Genomic DNA, 16,560 nt, shown 5'->3' with positions numbered 1-16,560 from the left:
GCCGGCGGGTGTCAGGCGGCGCAGGAGTCGTGGGTGGCGTCGAAGCCCTTCATCGCCTCCGTGTCGTCGGTGCGCAGCGGCTTGAGGCCCTTCCAGTCGTCGCCGAGCACCAGGATCAGCCGGTTCGTCCGAGCGCCCGCCACCTGCCGCGTCGTGGCCTGCAGCACGTCCTTGGCGAGCGTGGGCACCCGGGTCTCGGCGTTCGGCCCGTAGAAGATCGCGGTCTTGGCCTGCGGCTTGCGCTTCATGTCGCCGATCTTGGCGATGTGGTAGCCGCGCTGTTCGAGGAAGGCCGCGACCTCGGTGGCCAGGCCGGTACGCCAGGTGCCGTTGCGCAGCTCGACCTCGATCTTCGTGCGGGACACCTTGGCCTGGCCGCCCTTGACGCCGTCCACCCGCTGGTCTCTGGCCACGATCTGGAACAGCCGCTTGGCCTGCGGCTCCACCCACTCCACCCGGCCCGGCTGGGTGAGGGAGTAGTGCCACGGCGTGGTGATGAAGCGGATCTTGCCGATGTCGATGCCCTGCAGCCCGCTCGCCAGATCCCGCATGACGCCGGTGTTCAGGCCCTGGTCGGTGGTGATCGCCTGGGTGGCGGCGTCGAGGGTGGCGAGCAGCCGGGCGGGGTCGGTGAGCGTCTCGCCGCTCGTCACCTTCTTCACCATCGAGGCGATGAACATCTGCTGGCGCTGGATGCGGCCGATGTCGGAGCCGTCGCCGAAGCTGTAGCGGGCGCGGACGTAGCCGAGCGCCTGCTCGCCGTTGAGCGTCTGCCGCCCGGCGGGCAGGCGCAGCAGCGCCTTCTTGTCGTTGATCGCCTCGGGCAGGCAGACCTCGACGCCGCCGACGGCGTTCACGATGCCCTTGAAGCCGGTGAAGTCCATCTTGACGAAGTGGTCGATGCGGATGCCGGTGAGCGTCTCGATCGTCTTCCAGGTGCAGGCGATGCCGCCGGAGTTGAACGACTCGTTGATCATGCCGACGTGCGCCTGCTGGCCGGGCAGGGCCTTGGTGGCGCGGCAGGGGGGCAGCGCGACCAGCGAGTCGCGCGGGAAGCTGATGACCATCGCGTTGTCGCGCTCGGACGACAGGTGGGCCAGCATGATCGTGTCGGTGCGCTCGCCCGCGTTCTTGCCGTACCGCGCGTTCTTGCCGTCGCGCTGGTCGGAGCCGACGATCAGGACGTTCATCGCGGTGCCGGCGACCTTGGGCGGCCGGGTGGCGCCGAGGTCCTCGGCGGTGACGTTCTCGTGCTCGATGTTGCCGGTCAGGCGCGCGTACACGCCCACGGCCACACCCGCGACGAGCAGGACCACGGTGACCGTGGCCGCGACCACCCAGCGCAGCCAGCGGCGTGGCCGCCTCGGCGGCGTGCCCGGCTCGGTTTGCGGCGCATCGACAAGCCCGCTGCTCACGTGACTCCAACAGGGACGGGGCCGCGGGCCGGCGCCCAGGGCCAAGAGCCTCGCCGTACAGATCTCGGCCGTTGTTGGTGCCAGAGTGTAGCGAGTCGGGGCCGTGGCCGTGGCCTGAGTCGGGCACGTTCCACGGGACGCGCCCGGTCAGCGCGGCCGGCCGCCCCGTGGGACGACCAGCCCCGACTCGTAGGCGAGGACCACGAGCTGGGCCCGGTCACGGGCGCGCAGCTTGGTCATCGCCCTGCTCACGTGGGTCTTCGCGGTCATCGGGCTGATCACCATGTGGGCGGCGATCTCGTCGTTGGACAGGCCGCGGGCCACCAGCGCGGTCACCTCGCGCTCGCGGTTGGTGAGCACGTCCAGGCCGGCGGGCTCGGGCTCGGGGCGGCGGGCCACGTACTCGCCGATCAGGCGGCGGGTGATCGCGGGCGACAGCAGCGCGTCGCCGCGGGCCGCCACCCTGACGCCCTGCAGCAGGTCCTCGGGCTCGGTGTCCTTGACCAGGAAGCCGCCCGCGCCCGCCCTGAGCGCGTCGAAGACGTACTCGTCGAGGCCGTAGTTGGTCAGGATCACCACGTGGACGTCGCTCAGCCGCTCGTCGGCGGCGATGCGCCTGGTCGCCTCGATGCCGTCCATCACCGGCATCTGGACGTCGATGAGCGCCACGTCGGGCAGGTGTTCGAGGGCGAGGGCGAGGGCCCGCTCGCCGTCCGCGGCCTCGGCCACCACCTCGATGTCGTCCTCGGCCTCCAGGAGGGCGCGGAAGCCGCCGCGGATGAGCGCCTGGTCGTCCACCAGCAGGACGCGGATCATCGGGGGTCTCCTGACGGCTCGGGGATCGTCGCCGACGAGGGTGGGTGCTCCCGGAGGGGGAGTTCCGCGCGGACGGTGAAGCCGCCCTCGGCGCGCGGCCCGGCACGCAGCCGGCCGCCGAGGGCCGTGACGCGCTCGCGCATGCCGAGCAGGCCCACGCCCGGTACGGGCGGCCGCTCCGTCCGGGCCGTCCCGTCGTCGTCCACCTGCACGACCAGCTCCGCGCCGCCGTAGTCGACGCGTACCGAGGCGGCGGCCCCGCCCGCGTGCCTGGAGACGTTGGTGAGGGCCTCCTGCACGATCCGGTACGCCGCGCGGTCCACCTCGCCGGGCAACCGCCGGCGCTCGCCCGAGACGGTCACCGTGGCGGGCAGGCCGGTGGAGCGGGCCCGGTTCACCAGGTCGCCGAGCCGGTCGAGGCCGCTGGCCGTGTCCGGGTCGCCGTCAGTGTCGTTGTCCGGGTCGCCGTCCTTGGGGGCACCGCCGGGGTCGCCGGGGTCGCGCAGCACCTCCAGCGTGGCGCGCAGCTCGCGCATGGCGTCGCCGCCGGCCTCCTGGATCGCCAGCAGCGCCGCCGGCACCTCCTCGCCCCGCTTGCGCGCCAGGTGCACCGCCACCCCGGCCTGCACCTTGATGACCGAGATGCTGTGGGTGAGCGAGTCGTGCAGCTCCCTGGCGATGCGCAGCCGCTCCTCGCCGGCGCGGCGGCGGGCCACCTCCTCGCGGGTGCGCTCCGCCTCTGCGGCGCGCTGCTCGGCCTGCTCCAGGTACGCCTGCCGGTGCAGGCTCACGGTCGCCGCCACGCCGGCGGCCACGAACCAGCCGAGCAGCAGCGAGGTGTTCTGGACCAACTGCCGGTCCTGCCCGGAGCCGGTCACCGCGGCCAGGCCGGCCGCCAGGCTCGAACCGAGGAACACCACGCCGGCCAGCACCGGGAGCAGGCGATGGCCCGCCCTGACGGACGCGTACACCGACATCAGCACGGGGAAGGCGGCCGGCGGGCCGGGCTGGGCGTGCCCGGCGTACACGAGCATGCAGACCGTGCTGATCGCCAGCGCCACCAGGGGCGCGCGCCGCCAGGCCACGAGCGCGGCCGAGCCGGCGAGGACCGCGGCCAGGTCCAGGGCTCCGGCGGCGGGGGTGGCGAACACGTTGATCGAGAGCATGGCGGCCACCACGGCGGCCAGGGCGACGTCCTGGGCGAGGGGCCGCCATCCGTGCGCAGAGCTCATTCCCGCACATTAGACGGCGACTCCGGCGGCGGTCGTCGGCACCCGGGCGCAGGCCGGTACTACTCCCGGCGTAGTACGCCGCTCGTTTCTGCGTCCTGTGACGTAGCGGCGGGATTCGCCCGCCGCACGATGACCGCGGGCGGGGCCGGAGCCCACGATGAGGGTCATGAAGACGATGCTCATCAGGAGCCGATCATGACCGCTCCCCAGACCATGGCCCGCCCGGTGGCGTGGCCGATCCAGACGCTCAAGGCGGCGGTCGTGCTGCACGTGGTCGCGCTGCTGGTCCAGGCGGTGACGGCGGGCCTGCTGCTGTCCTCGCCCGGCGGCCGGGCGCTGCACGCGGCCTCGGCCATGGCCCTCCTCGTGGTGGGGCTGGTCCACCTGGTCGCCGCGATCCTGGTCTGGCGGCCGGGCGGCGGGCCCGCGTCGTTCATCGCGCCCGCGGCGATGTTGCTGCTGTTCACGGTCGTCGCGGCGATCCTCGGTGAGATGCATGTGAAGGTCGTTCACCTGCCGCTCGGGGTGCTGCTGTTCGGCGGAGGTGTGGCCCAGCTCTTCCGGGTGATGGCGCGGCCGGGACGGGCATGACCCCGACCCGGCGCGACATGCTGCGGCTGCTCGGGCTCGGGGCGGTGGCCGCCGCCGGGGCGCAGGGGTGCTCGCTGCTCGCGGGCACCCCGCAGCCGCAGCTCCTGGCCAGCGCGGCGGCGCTGCCCCGGCCGTACGCGGCGGCGCTGCCGGTCCCCGAGGTCGCCAAGCCCGTCCGCAGCGCCGGCGAGGCGGACTTCTACGAGCTGACCGAACGGGCGGCGGAGGCCGAGCTGCTGCCCGGCCTGCGCACGCCCATCTGGGGGTACGGGGGCACGTTCCCCGGCCCCACCATCAGGGCCCGCAGCGGGCGGCGCACGGTGGTCAAGCTGATCAACCAGCTCGGCGAGCCGACCGTCCTGCACCTGCACGGCGGGCACACCCCACCCGAGTCCGACGGCTTCCCGACCGACCTGGTGGCCCCCGGCGCGTCACGTGAGTACGTGTTCCCGCTGGAGCAGCGGGCCGCCACGCTCTGGTACCACGACCACCGCATGGACTACACCGGGCCGCAGGTCTGGCGCGGGCTCGCCGGGATGTTCCTGGTCGGGGACGCGGAGGAGGAGGCCCTGCCGCTCCCGCGCGGGGACCGGGACGTGCCGCTGCTGATCTGCGACCGGTCGTTCGCGGCCGACGGCACCCTGCTGTACCCGGCCCTGGAGGGGCGGCCGGGGGTGCGGGAGGCGTACATGGGCGGTGTGCTCGGCGACGTGATCCTCGTCAACGGGGCGCCGTGGCCGGAGCTGCGGGTGGCCAGGGCACGGTACCGGCTGCGGCTGTGCAACGCCTCGAACGCGCGGACGTACGAGCTGACCACCGGCGGGACGATGGTGCGCATCGGGAGCGACGGCGGGCTGCTGGCGGCGCCCAGGACCGTGCGGCAGCTCAGGCTGGCGCCGGGCGAGCGGGCCGACGTGGTCGTCGACTTCTCGGCGTACCAGGTCGGGCAGCACGTCGAGCTGCGCAACGCGGCGGGGGAGGGCCCGCAGGCCAGGGTGATGCGGTTCGCGGTGGACCGGGACGAGGCCGACGACTCGGCCGTGCCGGCGCGGCTGTCCGCCGTGGAGGCGCTCGACCCGGCCAGGGCGACGGTGACCCGGGACTTCGAGTTCGCCGGTGGGAGCCTGCACGGGGGGACCGGGTGGCTGGTCAACGGCAGGCCGTTCGACGCCCGCCGGATGGAGGCCAGACCGAAGCTGGGGGACATCGAGGTCTGGCGGCTGACCAGCGACGTGGCCCATCCGGTGCACCTGCATCTCGACCAGTTCCAGGTGCTGTCGGTGAACGGCGAGCGCCCGCAGGGCGGCCCGGAGTGGAAGGACACCGTCGAGTTGCGCGACGCCCAGACCGTCGAGATCGTCACGCGCTTCACGGACTACCGGGGGCGGTACGTGCTGCACTGCCACAACCTCGAACACGAGGACATGGCGATGATGGCCGCCTTCGAGGTCGTCTAGCGACCACTAGCCGGGCAAGCGGTCCGAGCGGGGCCAGACGTAGTCGAGGTCGTCCGGCTCGTCGCCGAAGATGGGCCGGTAGAAGCCGGGGTCCTTGCGCAGCAGGGCCGAGCGGTGGCTGAGGTGGAGGCGTTCGTCGCCGAGCCAGGGCGGCAGCTCGCCGGCCGCCGCCAGGTCGGGCTGCGCGCGGATCTCCGGGGTGCCCCTGAGCCGGGCCAGCTCGGTCGCCATCGTGCCCGCGCACGTGTCGGCGCGCCCGAGCGAGCGCCAGCGGCCGCACACCTCCAGGCCGTAGCGCACGAGCGCCTCCTCGTAGCCGGCCCACATTTTCACGACGGGGTGGTGCCGCCAGCCGTACCCGGGGACGGTGAGGGCGCGCAGCACCTGGAGGGTCTCGACGCGCTGCTTGCCGAGCCGCAGCGGGTCGAGCACTCCTGCGGTCGCCGTGAAATCCGGGTACGGCAGGAATGTCTGCATCTGTAGCCCCCGCTGACGTGCTCTTCCCCGCCGGATCGTATAGACCGTCCGCCACCCGGCGCTCAGAATCAGGCCATGGGAGACCCGTATGTCGGCGCGCGGACGCCACGCAGGGAAGACACCAGGCTGCTGACGGGCAGAGGCAGGTACGTCGGGAACGTGCGCGTGCCGGGTTCGCTGCACGCGTACGTGGTGCGCAGCCCCATCGCCCACGGCCGGCTGACCGGCTGCGACGCCAAGGCGGTCCGGGCCGCCGAGGGCGTGGTGGACGTCATCACCCCGGACGACGCGGCCGGCCTCAGCCTGCCCTGCGTGATGGTGCTGCCGGGCCAGCGCATCACCTCCTACCGGGTGCTGGACGACACCATCAGGTACGCGGGCCAGCCGCTGGCCGTCGTCGTCGCCCGGACGCCGCAGGCCGCCAGGGACGCCGCCGACCTGTTCGACCTCGTCCTGGACGAGCTGCCCGCCACGATCGGGGCCGAGCGGGCGATCGAGGCCCCGCCGCTCTACCCGGAGCTGGGCGGCAACGTGGTCACCGACTTCACGATGGGCGACGACGGCTGCCTGGCCGCCATCGAGGGGGCCGAGCACGTGGTCGAGCTGACGTGCTCGATGGGCCGGGTCTCGCCGTACCCGCTGGAGCCGCGCGGCGTGGTGGCCCGCTACGACGAGGACGAGCTGACCGTGCACATCTCCTCCCAGGCGCCGCACAGCGTGCGCGAGCACCTGGCGCGGGTGTTCGGCATGGACCTCGACCGGGTGCGCGTCATCAGCCGCGACACCGGCGGCGGGTTCGGCGGCAAGGAGCACGTCTACCCCGACGAGGTGCTCGTGTGCCTGGCCGCGATGCGGACGGGCCGTCCGGTGCGCTGGACGGAGCCGCCGGGCGACCGGCTGGTCGCCACGCTGTCGGCGCGGCAGGCCGTGCACCGGGCCCGGCTGGCGCTCGACGGCGACGGGCGGTTCGTCGCCATGTACGTGGACGTCATCGGGGATCTCGGCGCGCATCCGTCGAACGTCGGGGGATCGACGCTGGCGGTCACGGCCACGCTGCTGCCGGGCCCGTACCGGTTCGGGGCGTTCGCGGTCCGGGTGCGGGGCGTGCTGACGACGACCGTCCCGGCCGGCTCCTATCGGGGCTTCGGCCAGCCCGAGGCGACCCTGACCAGGGAGCGGCTGATCGACGAGGCCGCGCGCCGGCTCGGGATCGACCGGGTCGAGCTGCGGCTGCGGAACATGTTGCGGCCCGAGGAGCTGCCGTGCACGACGGCCGTGGGGCAGACGTACGACTCGGGCGACTACCCGCGCGCGTTACGCACCCTGCGTGACCTGGTGCCGCCGCCCGGCGGGTCGCACGACGGGCGCCGGCGGGCCGTGGGGTACTCGTGCCACGTCGAGAGCACCGGCATGGGGCCGTCCATGGAGGTCAAGGCCATGGGGGTGGCGGGGGCCGGCTACGAGACGGTGGCGCTGCGGATGGAGCAGGACGGGTCGGTGGTCGTGTCGTCGGGCGTGGTCGCGATGGGGCAGGGCATCGAGACGGCGCTGGCCCAGCTCGCGGCCGACCGGTTGCAGGTGCCGATCGAGCGGGTGCGGGTGGTGCTGGGGGACACGGCGATGACGCCGTACTCGTCGGTGGGGTCGATCGCGAGCCGGTCGCTGACGGTCGGCGGCGGGGCGCTCACGCGGGCCGCCGGCCGGCTGCGTGACAAGCTGCTGGCCATCGCCGCGCACCGGTTGGAGGCGGCGCCCGGCGACCTGGAGCTGTCCGGCGGCGTGGTGCGGGTGAAGGGCGATCCGCAGGCGTCGGTGCCGGTGAGTGAGCTGGCCACGTCGGCGTGGCGCGGCTGGGACCTGCCCGAGGGCGTCACGCCGGGCCTGGAGGAGCGCGACAGTTACGACCCGACCGGCTTCACCTACTCCTACGGGGCGCACGCGGCGGCCGTGGCCGTCGATCCGGAGACCGGCGCGGTCGAGGTGGAGGGCTACTGGGTGGTCAACGACTCCGGCGTGCTGGTCAACCCGGCCGTGGTGGAGGGGCAGATCATGGGCGGCGTGGCGCAGGGGATCGGCGAGGCGCTCACCGAGGAGATCGTCTACACCGACGACGGCCAGCCGATCATCGAGTACCTGCCGCCGACCGCGCGGGAGGTGCCGGACATCGAGATCGTGACGCTGCAGACGCCCTCGCCGGTCACGCCGGGCGGCATGAAGGGGGTGGGGGAGTCGGGCACGATCGGCCCGCCCGCCGCCATCGCCAACGCGGTCGCCGCGGCCCTGCCGGAGATCGCGGACCGGGTCACGGACGTGCCGCTGACCCCGGCCGTCGTGTGGTCCCTGCTGCGGGCGCCGAGGGCCTCGACCGGGGAACGAGGAGCCTGAAGCGGGGGGTCGCCGGCCCGGCGGGTGGGACGAGCTGATCGAGGGGGTCGGACCGTCCCGGGGTTTGTGCTGCGCCGGTATCCGGATTTCGGCAGGGCCGACAAAAAAGACATGATATTTCACCGAAATTCGACCCGAAGGGCGCTCTCGTACGTACACGTTTCGACAGCGTTGTACGTCAACTCATAGGCAGGTCCTCTTGTTAAGTGAAACGCGTATTCGCTGCCCCTCAGAACCGGAAAGAGATGCCATGACCAGGCTGCGATCGACTCACCGGAGCCGGCAGCAGAACGTGTGGCCGCTGCGCGAGGACGCACGGACAGTGGGTCAGGCGCGCGCCCTCGTTCGCACGGAATTGTCACAACTCTCACTTTCCTCCGACCTCGTTGACGACGCCGTTCTCATGGTGAGCGAATTGATCACCAATGCCTTCATGTACGGCGACGGCCCGTACGAACTCGTCGTCCAGGCGGACACGAAGGAACTCGTCTGCGCGGTCGTGGACAGCAGCCCGCTGCTTCCCGCCCCCGCGCCCCACGACCTCGCGGCCGAGCACGGACGCGGCCTGCGCATCGTGGCCAGGCTCTCCGACGGCTTCTACGGCTGCCACCCCCAGCGCTACCTCACGCACCCCGACCTGGTCGGCAAGGCCACCTGGTTCGCACTGCCGCGCTCCGGGGCCCCGGGCAGCGTGGTGCCGATCCGGGCGGGCGTCTGAACTTTTGTCACCGTCGTCCTCTACGCTCCCCAGCAATTGATCAAGCCCGGCCCGATCTGGAGAAGCGCGGACATGACCTATTTGGAGCTGTCTGAGGACGGCGGCGGATCCCACAAGTTCTACGAGGTGATCGTGGCGGGCGCCGAGGTCACCATCACCTACGGGCGCATCGGCGAGCCGGGCCAGGTCAAGGTGTCCGCGTTCCCCACCGAGGCCAAGGCGCGGGCGGCGGCGGCCAAGAAGGTCGCCGAGAAGACCCGCAAGGGCTACGCCCCCGCCGTGCGCGGTGTGCGCCTGCGCCGGGCCGTCACCCGCAGGGCCATCGCGAGCTCCCGCTCCACCGCCCAGCAGGCGCCGGTGTTGTGGCGTTTCCACAGCGGGGCCCCGGCCTTCGGCATCTTCATCGACCGCGAGCGCTGCTGGGTCGGCAATCAGCGCGGCGACGTCTACACCGTCGGCCACTCCGGCACCGTGACCGGCCGCTTCCGCCTGCCCGACGGCGTCAAGTGCATCGTCGCCGACGACTTCTGGATCTACGCCGGCTGCGACGACGGCCGCGTCTACGACCTGAGCGGCAAGGTCCCGAGATCGGCGTACGAGATCTCGGCCGACGTGGACATCTACTGGCTCGACATCCACGACGGCGTGCTCGGCGTCTCCGACCGGGCCGGGCGCGTCACCGCCATCGACTACGAGGACGAGTTCCAGTGGGCCCGCGACGGCAGCGGCGACTCGGCGTGGATGGTCAGGTGCGACCAGGACTCGGTCTACTTCGGCCACTCCGGCGGCGTCGCCCGTTACGACGTCTCCGACGGCTCGCGGATCTGGGAGAGCAAGGCCGCCGACTCCGTGCTGTTCGGCTGGCAGGAGGAGCACTCCGTCTACGCGGGCACCGGCCGCCGCACCGTGCACCGGCTGGCCAAGGCCGACGGCCGCGTCGAGGCCGTCTACCAGTGCGACGGGGTCGTCTACTCCTGCGCCACCTCGCCCGGCGGCCAGCACGTCTTCGCCGGTGACAACCACTCCTCCGTCTACTGCTTCGACGCCTCGGGCGAGCGGCTGTGGAAGCTCGCCACCGGCTGCGGCTCGGCCTTCTCCATGCAGTTCCTGGACGACCGGCTCTACATCGTCACCACCGACGGCTCGCTGGCCTGCATCGACGCCGGCGAGGCGGCCATCACCGCGGCCCGCTCCGGCAGCGTGCCGCAGGCGCTGGACGTCAAGGCGGCGGCCTCGCTGGAGGCGGTCGAGCCCTCGATCGTGCTGGAGACGGCCAGCGAGCCCGGCGACGGCATCGTGGTGGAGTGCGTCAGCGAGGGCGAGCGGCTGCGGGTGCGCGTGGTCAGCCCCGGCTACGAGACGTGGAACGTGCAGTTCCCCAAGGACGTGCGCGAGGCGGGCGCCCGCTACCTGGTGGACGGGGTGCGCCCGGCCGGGCGGGGCGGCTTCTACCGGGCGTACGGGGAGATCCGCCGTCTCCTCTGACGATCCGCGGGGCCCGGCTCACCTGGCCTTTCCGGCCGTGACGGCCGCCAGCACCAGCAGGCCCGCCACCACGCCGGTGACCGCACTGGCCCGGTAGACGTCGTTGAGCGCGACATACCCCTCGCCACCGCGGTAGAGCAGGCCGAGCAGGGCGATGGCGAGCGCGTACCCGAGTTGCCGGACCGTGTTCACCGTGCCCGCGGCCATGCCCGCGCGCTGCGGCGGAGCGTACGCCATCGCGGCGGAGCTGAGCGCGGGAACGGCCAGGCCCACGCCCACGCCGGTGACGACCAGGCCGGGCGCGAGCGCCGTCCAGTCCGAGTGCTCGCCGAGCAGGCCCTGCAGGAACGCGCCCGCGCCGACCAGCAGCAGCCCGCCGCCGAGCGCCGTGCGCGGCGACAGCCCCGGCAGCAGCCTGGACACCGCCACGGAGACCAGCAGGGAGGTGGCGGCCATCGGCGACAGCGCCAGCCCCGCCATCACCGGGCCGAGCCGCAGGTCCTGCTGCAACCAGAGCGAGGTGAAGGCCAGGCAGGCGAAGGCGGCCGGCATGAGCAGCGCGGCCCCGGCCATGATCCCGCTGAACGAGCGTCCGGCGAACAGCCGCAGGTCCAGCATGGGGTTCGGGTGGCGGGACTCGATCACCAGGAAGGCCGCGAACGCCGCCACCGCCACGCCCAGCGGGCCCAGCGTGCGCGCCGCCGCCCAGCCGTGCTCGCCGGCCTCGATCAGCCCGTACGTGAGCGCGCCCGCGGCCAGCGTGAACGTGACCATGCCCGACCGGTCGAGCCGGGCCCCGCCGGGCAGGCGCGACTCCTCGACGCTGCGCAGGGTCAGCCAGGCGGCGACCAGGGTGATGGGCAGGTTCACCAGGAAGATGGCCCGCCAGTGCAGGTGCTCGGTGAGCAGGCCGCCGAGCACGGGCGCGATGGCCGCGGCGGCGCCGTTCACGCCGCCCCACACGCCGAACGCGATGCCGCGCTGCCTGCCGTGGTAGGTGGCGCTGATCAGGGCGAGGGTGGTCGCCATCATGGCCGCGGCGGCGGTGCCCTGCACGACTCGGGCGGCCAGCAGCAGTTCGGCGCTGGGCGCCAGCCCGCAGGCGAGCGAGGCGAGGGCGAAGAGCGCCAGCGCCGCCAGGTAGACCCTGCGCCGGCCCGCGTGGTCGGCGTACGACCCGGCTGCCAGCAGGAGGGCGGCCAGGGCGAGCGCGTAGCCGTCCAGCAGCCACTGGGCGTCGGTGAAGGACAGGTTCAGGTCGGCCGTGATGCCGGGCAGGGCGACCATGACGATGGTCACGTCCACCAGGAGCATGAAAGCGCCCATGCAGGCGGCCACCAGGGGAGACCAGGAGACGGTCGCCGTCCCGGGTGCGGAGGTTCGGGTCATGGCGACAACGGTGCGGCCGGCGGGGGTTATCCGCTACCTGTAGCGGGATTTTTGCCGGTTTTCCGTTTCAGATACCTTCTTCTGGTGGAAATCATCGACCTGGATGACGTCGATCGCGGCGTGATGCACGCGCTGCAGGTGGACGGGCGGGCCTCGTTCAGCCGCGTCGCCGAGGTGCTCGGGGTGTCGGACCAGCGGGTGGCGCGCCGCTACCGGCGGCTGCGCTCCACCGGCATGCTCCGGGTCGTCGGCGTCGTGGACGGGCGGCGGCTCGGCTACGAGTCGTGGGCGATCAGGCTGCGCTGCACGCCGGACGCGGCGGTGGCGATCGCCGAGGCGCTCGGGCGGCGCACCGACACGTTCTGGGTGCACCTGCTGTCCGGCGGCACCGAGATCTCCGCCGGCACGCTCCAGCGCACGGCCCGCGAGCGCGAGTCGCTGCTGCTGAACAAGCTGGCCAGGACCGACCGCGTGCTCTCGGTGACGGCGCACCGGACGCTGAGCGCGTTCGTCGGCGGGCGCGTCGGCTGGCCGGGGCTGGCCGTGCTCACCCCCGGCCAGGTCGCCCACCTGGAGCAGAGCCGGCTCCACCCGCCGCGCGACGAGGGCGCGCGGATCGAGCTCGGCCCCGGCGACCAGGTGCTGCTGGACGAGCTGTCCCGCGACGGCCGCGCCGGCCACGCCGCCCTGGCGGCGGCCACCGGCTGGTCGGAGTCGACGGTCCGGCGGCGGATGGAGCAGCTCGTCGCGGCCGGCGTGCTCTACTTCGACACCGACGTGCTGCCCGCGGTGCTCGGATACCGGGCCGAGGCGCAACTGTGGATGTCGGTGCCGCCCGCCGACCTCGACGCCACCGGGCGCGCGCTGGCCGGGCACGAGGAGGTGGCGTTCGCGGGCGCGACCACCGGCCCGACCAACCTGACGGCCAGCATCGTCTGCCGGGACGACGCCGCGCTCTACCGCTACCTGACCGACCGCCTGGGCGCGCTGCCCGCGATCCGGCACATCGAGACCGCCCCGATCATCAGGACGATCAAGCGGGCGGGGGCCGTGCTGCCCTTGTGACGGTGGGGCTGGCCCTACCCCGCATCCGGAGGAGCGCAGGCTGGGCCGGGAACGCCGTGGTTCGTAGCGTTCTGTGCCATGAGAACGCCCATGAGGACCCGGCTGCTCGCCCTGGCCTGCGCCGGGCTCGTTCTGGCCACCGCGACCGCTCCGGCCGCGCTCGCCGCCGCCGTTCCCACCGGCACCGCACCGGCCGCCCGGACCGTGACGATCGACGACAGGGGCTCGATTGTCACGGCCCGGCTGCTGGCACGCATGTCGCCCGAGCAGGTCACCGCCTACTTCGAGCGGGCGAAGTTCCCCGCCCCCGCCCGGCCGCAGGGCGTGGACCTGTACGCCGTCGTCTACCGCACCATCGGCGTGGCGGGGACGCCGACCACGGCCGGCGGGGTCGTCGCGCTGCCCGCGCGCTCCAGGAAGAACCTGTGGACGGTCAGCTACGCGCACGGCACCACGGTCGGCAGGTCGGAGGTCGGGACCACCTCCGACGGGGAGGGACGGGCGATCCCCATGCTGTTCGCCGCCGCCGGGTTCGCCGGGGTCGCACCCGACTACCTGGGCCTGGGGGCGGGCCCGGGACACCACCCGTACATGGACGCGGCCACCGAGGCGTCCGCCTCCGCCGACCTGCTGCGGGCGGCGGGGGAACTGGCCCGGCAGCAGGGCCGCACGCTGAGCGGGGACATGCTGGCCACCGGCTTCTCCCAGGGCGGCCACGCGGCCATGGCGCTGGGCAAGGAGCTGCGGGGCGGCTCCGGGTTCCGGCTGCGCGGGGTCGCGCCGATCGCCGGGCCGTACCATCTGCGCGAGGCCGAGCTGCCCGCGCTGCTCGACGGCCGCCTCCAGCCGCTCAGCGCCACGTTCTACCTGGCGTACTGGACGGTCTCCATGAACCGGCTGCACCACCTCTACGACTCGCCGTCGGAGGTGTTCCGCGACCCGGGGGTGGCGGAGCTGTTCGACGGCGACCGCGGCTTCGACGAGGTTGCGGCGGCGCTGCCCGGCTCCCCGCAGGACCTCGTCACCGACGACTACCTCAAGCGTCTCAAGCGGCCGTCGGGGGCGCTGCTGACGGCGATGGAGCGCAACGACGCCACCTGCGCGGGCTGGCGGCCGGGCGTGCCCGTGCGCCTGTTCGCCGCCCGCGGCGACCGGGACGTGGTCATCGCCAACGCCCGCCGCTGCCTGCGCGACCTGCGGGCGAGCGGAGTCAAGGCGTCGCTCACCGACGTCGGGGATGTCGAGCACCGGCCCTCGATGTTCCGGACCATGCCGCAGGTGTTCGACTGGTTCGTGCGCCTGCGCGGGGCGTGATAATCGGGGGGTGCCGCTCCCCTCCAGGCGATCAGTCCTGCGCGCCGGTGCCGTGGCCGCCGCCGGAGCCGCCGGGGCGCTGGCGCCCGCGCGGGCGGCGTACACGCCCGACGACACGTTCGTCCTGCTGCGCCGCCGCTGGCGGGAGGTGACGGCGGGGCCGGCGCACGACTCCGACGGCTACCGTGCCCGGCTGGCGGCGCTGGGCCGGGCGGCGGCCCGCCACCGCGCGGCGATGGCGCCCGGCCCCGCCTGGCTCTGGCCCGACGAGGCGTTCCCGTCCTTCACGGCCACGCCACGGCGGCTGCGGATCATGGCGCAGGCGTACGCGCTGGGCCTCGGCGACGAGGGGCTCGCGCGGGCCGTCGCCGACGGGGTGGAGCACTACCGGCGGCACGTGTACCCGGCGGGCGGGCGGGCCACGGGCAACTGGTGGCACTGGCAGATCGGCGTCCCGAGGTCGCTGCTGGAGGCGTCCGTGCTGACCGGGACGGGCGGCGCGGCCCTGGCCGAGGCCGTCGACCACTACGTGCCGGAACGCCGCCTGGCCCGCTACGAGGGCAACAGCACGGCCGCGAACCGGGTGGACCTGTGCGTGGTGACGCTGCTGCGGGCCATGCTCGGCGACGACCACGGCAAGGCGGCGGTCGCGGTCTCGGCGCTGTCGCCGGTGTTCGAGACCGTCTCGGAGGGCGACGGGTTCTACCGCGACGGGTCGTTCATCCAGCACACGTTCGTGCCCTACCAGGGCGCGTACGGGGTGACGCTGCTGTCGGGGCTGGCCACCCTGTACGCGGTGCTGCGCGGTTCGCCCTGGGACCTGGCCGACCGGCGGATCTTCGACACGGTCGAGGGCACGTACGCGCCTTTCGTGCGCGACGGGGCCTGCATGGACCTGGTCCGCGGGCGGGGGGTCGGCAGGCGGTCGTTCGGCGACCACGAGCGGGGGCGGGAGATCGCCGCCGCCGTCCTGCTGCTGGGGGAGAGCGCCCCGGCCGGGGTGCGGGAGCGCTGGCGGGCGATGGTCAAGGGGTGGGCGGCGCGCGGCGCGTCCCGGCCGATGCTGGAGCACGCCGCCGAGCCCGCCTTCCACGCCCGCCTGGCGGCGGTCATCGACGACGGCGCGGTGCCGGCGGCGGCCGAGCCGGTCGGGCACCGGCTGCTGCCGATGAGCGCCAGGGCCGTGCACCGCCGGCCCGGCTGGTGCGCGGCGCTCAGCATGGCCTCGCACCGGATCGGCCACTACGAGCACGGCAACGGCGAGAACCTGCGCGGCTGGCACACCGGCTCCGGGATGCTCTACTGGTGGGCCGAGGGCCACGGCGACCAGTACTCCGACGCCTTCTGGCCGACCGTCGACCCCTACCGGCTGCCGGGCGTCACCGTCTCCACGCTGCGGCTGCCGGACGGCGCGGGCGCGGGCTGGGGCGACACGCGCACGCCGTGGCGGTGGGTCGGCGGGGCGACCGACGGTGTGCACGCGGCCGTCGGGCAGCACCTGAGCGGGCTGGAGAGCACGATGGAGGCGTTCAAGTCGTGGTTCTTCCTCGACGACGCGGTGCTCTGCCTGGGAGCGGGGATCACGGGCGCGGACGGCGCGGCCGTCGAGACGATCGTGGACAACCGCAGGACCTCCGCGCCGCTCACGGAGGGGGAGGGCTGGGCACATCTCGACGGCCACGGCGGTTACCTCGTGCCCGGCCAGGAACTGCGCACGTTACGCGAGCGGCGCGGCGGCGGGGGCGCGCGCCGCGCGTACGTGACGCTCTGGCTCGACCACGGTGTCGATCCGCGCTCCGCCTCCTACCGCTACACGCTGCTGCCCGGCGCGAGCAGGCAGGAGACGCGGGCCCGCGCCGCCGCCCCCGACCCGGTGCGCGTGCTGGCCAACACGAGCCGGCTCCAGGCCGTGCACGTCCCGGCGCTGGGCCTCACGGCCGCCTGCTTCTGGAACGCGGGGACGGCGGGCGGCGTGCGCGCCTCCGCCCCGTGCGCGGTGCTCGTACGCGAGCGGCCGGACGGGACCGCCGCGGTGACCGTCGCCGATCCCCGCTGCGACCTGGACGAGCTGACGCTGACCTGGGCCCGGCCCGTGCTGGAGGTGCTCGGCGGCGACGCCGTCGTGAGCGGGGGCGTCCTCACGTTCGAGCGGCCGGCCCGCTGGGAGGGCGCCTCCGTGACGGCGACCGTGCGGCTGGGCGACAGGTGAGCCCCCT

13 protein-coding genes are annotated in these 16,560 nt (G+C 73.8%); 8 read left to right on the top strand and 5 right to left on the bottom strand.

Annotated features, from left to right (window positions below; translation table 11 throughout):
• Nucleotides 1-11: 11 nt before the first annotated feature.
• The 3 genes from FAF44_RS02530 to FAF44_RS02520 form a co-directional block, all read right to left on the bottom strand.
• Complete coding sequence (locus FAF44_RS02530; RefSeq protein WP_237101326.1) at nucleotides 12-1,415, bottom strand: LCP family protein; 1,404 nt, start codon at nucleotides 1,413-1,415, stop codon at nucleotides 12-14.
• A 147-nt stretch (nucleotides 1,416-1,562) separates the two neighbouring features.
• On the bottom strand, nucleotides 1,563-2,231 hold the full coding sequence (locus tag FAF44_RS02525; RefSeq protein ID WP_237101325.1) for a response regulator transcription factor: 669 nt from the start codon (nucleotides 2,229-2,231) through the stop codon (nucleotides 1,563-1,565).
• Nucleotides 2,228-3,463: a sensor histidine kinase gene (locus tag FAF44_RS02520; RefSeq protein ID WP_237101324.1), complete on the bottom strand. Its 1,236-nt coding sequence runs from the start codon at nucleotides 3,461-3,463 to the stop codon at nucleotides 2,228-2,230. Before FAF44_RS02520 ends, FAF44_RS02525 begins: the two co-directional genes overlap by 4 nt.
• Nucleotides 3,464-3,658: 195 nt before the next feature.
• Between FAF44_RS02520 and FAF44_RS02515 the strand changes: the two genes are divergently transcribed.
• Both FAF44_RS02515 and FAF44_RS02510 read left to right on the top strand, forming a co-directional pair.
• A complete protein-coding gene (locus tag FAF44_RS02515; RefSeq protein ID WP_237101323.1) occupies nucleotides 3,659-4,054 on the top strand; it encodes a hypothetical protein in 396 nt (131 codons plus the stop codon).
• Nucleotides 4,051-5,511 carry a multicopper oxidase family protein gene (locus tag FAF44_RS02510; protein WP_237101322.1) on the top strand — a complete coding sequence of 487 codons (1,461 nt, stop codon included), beginning with the start codon at nucleotides 4,051-4,053 and terminating at the stop codon, nucleotides 5,509-5,511. Before FAF44_RS02515 ends, FAF44_RS02510 begins: the two co-directional genes overlap by 4 nt.
• A gap of 6 nt (nucleotides 5,512-5,517) precedes the next feature.
• Here FAF44_RS02510 and FAF44_RS02505 read toward each other — a convergent pair whose 3' ends face one another.
• A complete protein-coding gene (locus FAF44_RS02505; protein WP_237101321.1) occupies nucleotides 5,518-5,988 on the bottom strand; it encodes an MSMEG_6728 family protein in 471 nt (156 codons plus the stop codon).
• 75 nt (nucleotides 5,989-6,063) lie between these two features.
• Here FAF44_RS02505 and FAF44_RS02500 point away from each other — a divergent pair, with 75 nt between their 5' ends.
• The 3 genes from FAF44_RS02500 to FAF44_RS02490 all read left to right on the top strand — a co-directional run bounded on the left by FAF44_RS02500 (nucleotide 6,064) and on the right by FAF44_RS02490 (nucleotide 10,576).
• A complete protein-coding gene (locus tag FAF44_RS02500) occupies nucleotides 6,064-8,373 on the top strand; it encodes a xanthine dehydrogenase family protein molybdopterin-binding subunit (protein ID WP_237101320.1) in 2,310 nt (769 codons plus the stop codon).
• A 250-nt stretch (nucleotides 8,374-8,623) separates the two neighbouring features.
• A complete protein-coding gene (locus FAF44_RS02495) occupies nucleotides 8,624-9,091 on the top strand; it encodes an ATP-binding protein (RefSeq protein ID WP_237101319.1) in 468 nt (155 codons plus the stop codon).
• Between the two features lie 72 nt (nucleotides 9,092-9,163).
• Nucleotides 9,164-10,576 (top strand): WGR domain-containing protein, encoded by a 1,413-nt coding sequence (locus FAF44_RS02490; RefSeq protein ID WP_237101318.1) that lies wholly within the window; start codon nucleotides 9,164-9,166, stop codon nucleotides 10,574-10,576.
• Between the two features lie 18 nt (nucleotides 10,577-10,594).
• On the opposite strand, the gene FAF44_RS02485 is transcribed toward FAF44_RS02490, so the two are convergent.
• Nucleotides 10,595-11,965, bottom strand: a complete 1,371-nt coding sequence (locus FAF44_RS02485; RefSeq protein ID WP_237101317.1) for a DHA2 family efflux MFS transporter permease subunit — start codon at nucleotides 11,963-11,965, stop codon at nucleotides 10,595-10,597.
• Between the two features lie 84 nt (nucleotides 11,966-12,049).
• Between FAF44_RS02485 and FAF44_RS02480 the strand changes: the two genes are divergently transcribed.
• From FAF44_RS02480 to FAF44_RS02470, 3 genes are all read left to right on the top strand, one after another.
• A complete protein-coding gene (locus FAF44_RS02480; protein WP_237101316.1) occupies nucleotides 12,050-13,030 on the top strand; it encodes an Lrp/AsnC family transcriptional regulator in 981 nt (326 codons plus the stop codon).
• Nucleotides 13,031-13,108: 78 nt separating this feature from the next.
• A complete protein-coding gene (locus tag FAF44_RS02475) occupies nucleotides 13,109-14,344 on the top strand; it encodes a hypothetical protein (protein ID WP_237101315.1) in 1,236 nt (411 codons plus the stop codon).
• A 10-nt stretch (nucleotides 14,345-14,354) separates the two neighbouring features.
• Nucleotides 14,355-16,553 carry a polysaccharide lyase 8 family protein gene (locus FAF44_RS02470; protein WP_237101314.1) on the top strand — a complete coding sequence of 733 codons (2,199 nt, stop codon included), beginning with the start codon at nucleotides 14,355-14,357 and terminating at the stop codon, nucleotides 16,551-16,553.
• Nucleotides 16,554-16,560: the final 7 nt, after the last annotated feature.

Origin of the sequence: Nonomuraea sp. MG754425, from assembly GCF_021699195.1 — a bacterium.
Taxonomy (GTDB): domain Bacteria; phylum Actinomycetota; class Actinomycetes; order Streptosporangiales; family Streptosporangiaceae; genus Nonomuraea.
Note: the sequence above shows the minus strand (reverse complement) of the source record. Positions and strands in the feature narration are given on the sequence as shown.

What these genes read in the sequence shown, in the direction of transcription:
- FAF44_RS02520 (WP_237101324.1), bottom strand. Translation starts at nt 3,463, where the DNA reads ATGAGCTCTGCGCACGGATGGCGGCCCCTCGCCCAGGACGTCGCCCTG.
- FAF44_RS02495 (WP_237101319.1), top strand. Translation starts at nt 8,624, where the DNA reads ATGACCAGGCTGCGATCGACTCACCGGAGCCGGCAGCAGAACGTGTGG.
- FAF44_RS02490 (WP_237101318.1), top strand. Translation starts at nt 9,164, where the DNA reads ATGACCTATTTGGAGCTGTCTGAGGACGGCGGCGGATCCCACAAGTTC.
- FAF44_RS02525 (WP_237101325.1), bottom strand. Translation starts at nt 2,231, where the DNA reads ATGATCCGCGTCCTGCTGGTGGACGACCAGGCGCTCATCCGCGGCGGC.
- FAF44_RS02515 (WP_237101323.1), top strand. Translation starts at nt 3,659, where the DNA reads ATGACCGCTCCCCAGACCATGGCCCGCCCGGTGGCGTGGCCGATCCAG.
- FAF44_RS02505 (WP_237101321.1), bottom strand. Translation starts at nt 5,988, where the DNA reads ATGCAGACATTCCTGCCGTACCCGGATTTCACGGCGACCGCAGGAGTG.
- FAF44_RS02485 (WP_237101317.1), bottom strand. Translation starts at nt 11,965, where the DNA reads ATGACCCGAACCTCCGCACCCGGGACGGCGACCGTCTCCTGGTCTCCC.
- FAF44_RS02500 (WP_237101320.1), top strand. Translation starts at nt 6,064, where the DNA reads ATGGGAGACCCGTATGTCGGCGCGCGGACGCCACGCAGGGAAGACACC.
- FAF44_RS02510 (WP_237101322.1), top strand. Translation starts at nt 4,051, where the DNA reads ATGACCCCGACCCGGCGCGACATGCTGCGGCTGCTCGGGCTCGGGGCG.
- FAF44_RS02475 (WP_237101315.1), top strand. Translation starts at nt 13,109, where the DNA reads ATGAGAACGCCCATGAGGACCCGGCTGCTCGCCCTGGCCTGCGCCGGG.